Below are 4,147 nucleotides of genomic sequence, written 5' to 3' on the forward strand. Positions count from 1 at the left end.
GGCCCGGGCCCGGCGACCCGCGCGACGGGGACCACCCCAAGATCGCGGCCTTCCGCCGGGCCGTCGACGACGTGCTCGCCGCCGGCCAGCCGTTCCTGGCCGTGTGCCTGGGGCACCAGACGCTGTGCGATCGCCTCGGCATCCCGCTCGACTTCAAGGACATCGTCTTCCAGGGCACCCAGTCGCCGATCCGGCTGGACGGGCGCACCGAGCGGGTCGGCTTCTACAACACGTTCGTGGGTCGGGTCCTGGATCCGGGGTCCCTGCCGGCGGGGGTCAGCGTCGAGCGCGACGAGGCGACCGGGGACGTGCACCAGGTCACCGGGCCGCACTTCCGGGGCATCCAGTTCCATGCCGAGTCGATCCTGACCGAGAACGGCTACGACCTGATCCACGACCTCGTGCGTGACCTGGTCGCCGATAGTCAATAAGTCTGGTAGACATTTGACCTCTCGGGCGTGGCAGGCAACGAATCCCTCCCCGGGCACGTCACCATCAGTGACCAATCACCATGGACGGGGGAGTCCTTGCTGTTCGTACGACGTTCGGTGGCCGCGGCCGTGTGCCTCGCCGTCACCACCCTGACGGCCTGCGGTGCCGCCGGCGGCTCCGCCGTCACCGGCACGAACGGGTCCCCCGGGTCCGCGCCCCCGCGGGCGGCGGCCGCCTCGGGGGTGAGGAGCGCGGACCTGCCCGCCGCCAAGCGCGCCCAGCGGCCCAGCATCGTCATGGTCCTGATGGACGACTTCTCCCTCGACCTCGTGCAGACGATGCGCTCGGCACGGCAGATGAAGCGTGCGGGGGCGTCGTACTCCCACGCCTTCGTGGTCGACTCCCTGTGCTGCGTGTCGCGATCGAGCACCTTCACCGGGCAGTACCCCCACCAGACCGGCGTGCGCACCAACACCTCCGGCCAGCTCGACGCGATGCCCCTCGGCGGCTACGCGGCGTTCGAGGGCTACGGCAACCCGGAGCGGTCCTTCAACGTGACGCTCCAGGGCTCCGGCTACACGACCGGCTTCGTCGGCAAGTACCTCAACGAGTACGAGTACCTCCAGGGTCGCGCCCTGCCGCCCATGCCGCCGGGCTGGTCGCAGTTCAACGTGGTCTTCGGCTCGGCGTACGACGGCTGGGACTTCGACAGCACCTACGTCCGCCAGGGCCGGCTGCGCGCCCGGCACCACACGCCGCCGCCGCTGGCCGCGCCCGAGAAGGAGCGCGACAAGGCCTACGCCGGCAGCGTCATCGAGTCCTACGCGACGAAGTTCATCAAGGCGCACCGCGACGACGACGCGCCGTACTTCCTCGAGGTCGCGCCCTACGCGCCGCACAACCGGACGCAGCCCAAGCCCTACTACCCCGGCGACCCGGTCTTCCCGCCGGCGTTCCGGGACCGGCCGGGGGCCGGCCGCCCGGGCAACTGCGGTCCGGTGAGGTGCACCTCGCTGACCACGCGCGACCTGCCCGGCTTCGGCGACGACCGCCGGGACAACCGGCCCCGCAAGGCCAACGGCAAGCCGGCCCGGGCGTGGAACACCCGCCCGAACCCGTTCCGTGCGGCGCAGAGCGTCGCCGACCTGCGCAACCGCGCGATGATGGCGCAGTCGATCGACCGCACCGTGCGCCGGATCCTGCGCCTCGTCGACGACAACACCTACGTCGTGCTGACCTCCGACAACGGCTTCCACCTCGGCCAGAACGGCCTCGGGCGGGGCAAGGGCACGGCCTACGACACCGACGTGCACGTCCCGCTGTACGTCGTGGGGCCGGGCGTCGTGCCGGGCACCCGGGCCGAGCTGACGTCCAACGTCGACCTCGCGCCGACCTTCGAGGAGCTCGCCGGCGTCGCGTCCCCGGCGTACCGCTCGGGGCAGTCGATCGTGCCGACCTTCGGCGACCCGGCCCTGGTGCGCCGCAACCACGTCTTCATCGAGCACACCGCCCAGGCGCTGACCAGGCTCGACCCCGACTCGGCGCTCAACGGCGACGAGCTCGACCGGGTCCCGTCCTACGTCGCCGTGCGCAGCCGGACCGGGGTGCTGATCCGCTACGACATGGACACCGACGTGCGCCGCAACGCGTTCGCCTACGAGTTCTACACCTACAGGAACCGTCGCTGGGAGAAGAAGAACGCCTTCGCCCAGCCGCGGCACGCCGCCGAGGTGCAGGGGCTGCTCGCCAAGCTGGCGCAGTGGGACCAGTGCGCCGGCCCCACCGGAGGACAGCCGGTGCCGCCCGAGTGCCGGACGCTGACCCAGTAACGACGGAGTACCCCGAGGGGGAATCGGGGCTAGCGTGCTCCCGTGCCCCCACCCGCGGACGTCGTCGTGGTCGACCACCACGACTCCTACACGTGGAACCTGGTCCACCTGGTCGCGGCGGTGACCGGCGTGCTGCCGCACGTGGTGCAGCACGACGAGGTGAGCGCGGCCGAGGTGCTCGCCCACGACCACGTGGTGCTCTCGCCCGGCCCGGGGCACCCGGACGACCCGGTCGACTTCGCGGTCGGGCGCGAGGTGCTGCTCGCCGGCAGCCGTCCGGTGCTGGGCGTCTGCCTCGGGATGCAGGGCCTGGTCACGGCGTACGGCGGCACGGTCGAGCGCATCGAGCCGGCCCACGGCGACGTCGCCCGGGTCACGCACGACGGACGCGGCGTGTTCCGCGGGATGGAGCAGGGCTTCGCCGCGGTGCGCTACCACTCCCTCGGCGTGACCGCGCTGCCGACGGACGTGCTGACCGCGACGGCGTGGAGCGAGGACGGCGTGGTCATGGGGGTCCGGCACCGGACGCTGCCGCTCGAGGGCGTGCAATTCCACCCCGAGTCGATCCTCTCGGAGCACGGCCGCGCCATCGTGGCCCGCTTCCTGGGGACGACGTGACGGACCCGGCGTCGGTGTTCGGCTCCGTCGCGGCCGAGCACCCGCGCTGCTTCTGGCTCGACGGCGGCGGCGCCCGCGAGTGGTCGGGACGGCGCTCGATCATCGGGTGGCTCGAGGACGACGACGTGTCCCTGACGTACGACGCCGCGCGCCGCGAGGTCCGGCGGCACGCGGGCGGCGCCTCGGTCGTGGTCGGCGACGACATCTGGACGGTGCTCGAGGCCGCGATGGCGCCGGGGGAGCAGTGGTTCGGCTACCTCGGCGCCGCCTGCCGGCCCGACCTCCCGGCCCGTCCCGACCCGGACCTGCCCGACGCGGTGTGGATGCGGCCGTCGTCTGTGCGGTCGTTCGAGCACGTCGCGGGGGCCGCTGCAGGAGCCCCGCCTACGCGGGGGAATCCACGGTTCGCGGGTGCTGTAACCCCCGCGATGTCCACGACCCGCCCGGGAGGTCGCCCGCCCGCCGAGTACGCCGCGGCGTTCGCGCGCGTGCAGGAGCACCTGCGGGCGGGCAACTCCTACGAGGTCAACCTGACCTACCGGGTCGCCGCGGAGGCCGACCTCGACCCCGTCGCCACCTACCTGCGGCTCCGCGACCTCAACCCCGCGCCGTACGCCGGGTGCCTCCAGCACGACGTCGAGGGCCACCGTGCGTGGCTGCTGAGCTCGAGCCCGGAGCGCTACGCGCTGGTGACGGCGGACCGCACGATCGAGACCAAGCCGATCAAGGGCACGGCGCCGCGCGGGGAGACCCTCGAGGAGGACGAGGCGCTGCGGACCGCCCTGGCCCGCGACCCCAAGAACCGCGCCGAGAACCTGATGATCGTCGACCTGCTCCGCAACGACATCGGCATGGTCAGCGAGCTGGGCTCGGTCGAGGTGCCGGTGCTGATGGACGTCGAGTCCTACGAGTCGGTGCACCAGCTCGTCTCGACCGTCCGCGGCCGCCTCCGCGGCGACGTCACGACGGTGGGGGCGCTGCGCGCGCTGTTCCCGCCCGGCTCGATGACCGGGGCGCCCAAGCTCCGCACGATGGAGGTCATCGAGGAGGTCGAGGAGACGCCGCGCGGGGCGTACGCCGGCGCGTTCGGCTGGATCAGCGGCGACGGGCCCGCGGACCTCGGCGTCGTCATCCGGTCACTGATGACCGCAGGTGACGGCCGCTGGACCCTCGGTACCGGCGGTGGCATCACCGTGCGCTCCGACGTCGACGACGAGTGGCTCGAGTCGCGCTGGAAGGCCGAGCGGCTGCTGCGGGCCCTCGAGTCC

The 4,147-nt window shown here is 72.7% G+C and carries 4 protein-coding genes; all 4 read left to right on the forward strand.

The window, feature by feature from the left end; translation table 11 throughout:
* On the forward strand, nucleotides 1-431 hold a 431-nt coding region (locus ACXJKL_RS15885), incomplete at its 5' end, for an aminodeoxychorismate/anthranilate synthase component II (RefSeq protein ID WP_457208001.1).
* A 27-nt stretch (nucleotides 432-458) separates the two neighbouring features.
* Nucleotides 459-2,261 (forward strand): sulfatase-like hydrolase/transferase, encoded by a 1,803-nt coding sequence (locus ACXJKL_RS15890; protein ID WP_457208002.1) that lies wholly within the window; start codon nucleotides 459-461, stop codon nucleotides 2,259-2,261.
* Between the two features lie 42 nt (nucleotides 2,262-2,303).
* Complete coding sequence (locus ACXJKL_RS15895; RefSeq protein WP_457208003.1) at nucleotides 2,304-2,879, forward strand: anthranilate synthase component II; 576 nt, start codon at nucleotides 2,304-2,306, stop codon at nucleotides 2,877-2,879.
* The coding region (locus tag ACXJKL_RS15900) for an anthranilate synthase component I family protein (RefSeq protein WP_457208004.1) at nucleotides 2,876-4,147 on the forward strand (1,272 nt) is incomplete at its 3' end. The genes ACXJKL_RS15895 and ACXJKL_RS15900, both read left to right, overlap by 4 nt.

The organism is Nocardioides sp. P5_C9_2 (assembly GCF_054049555.1).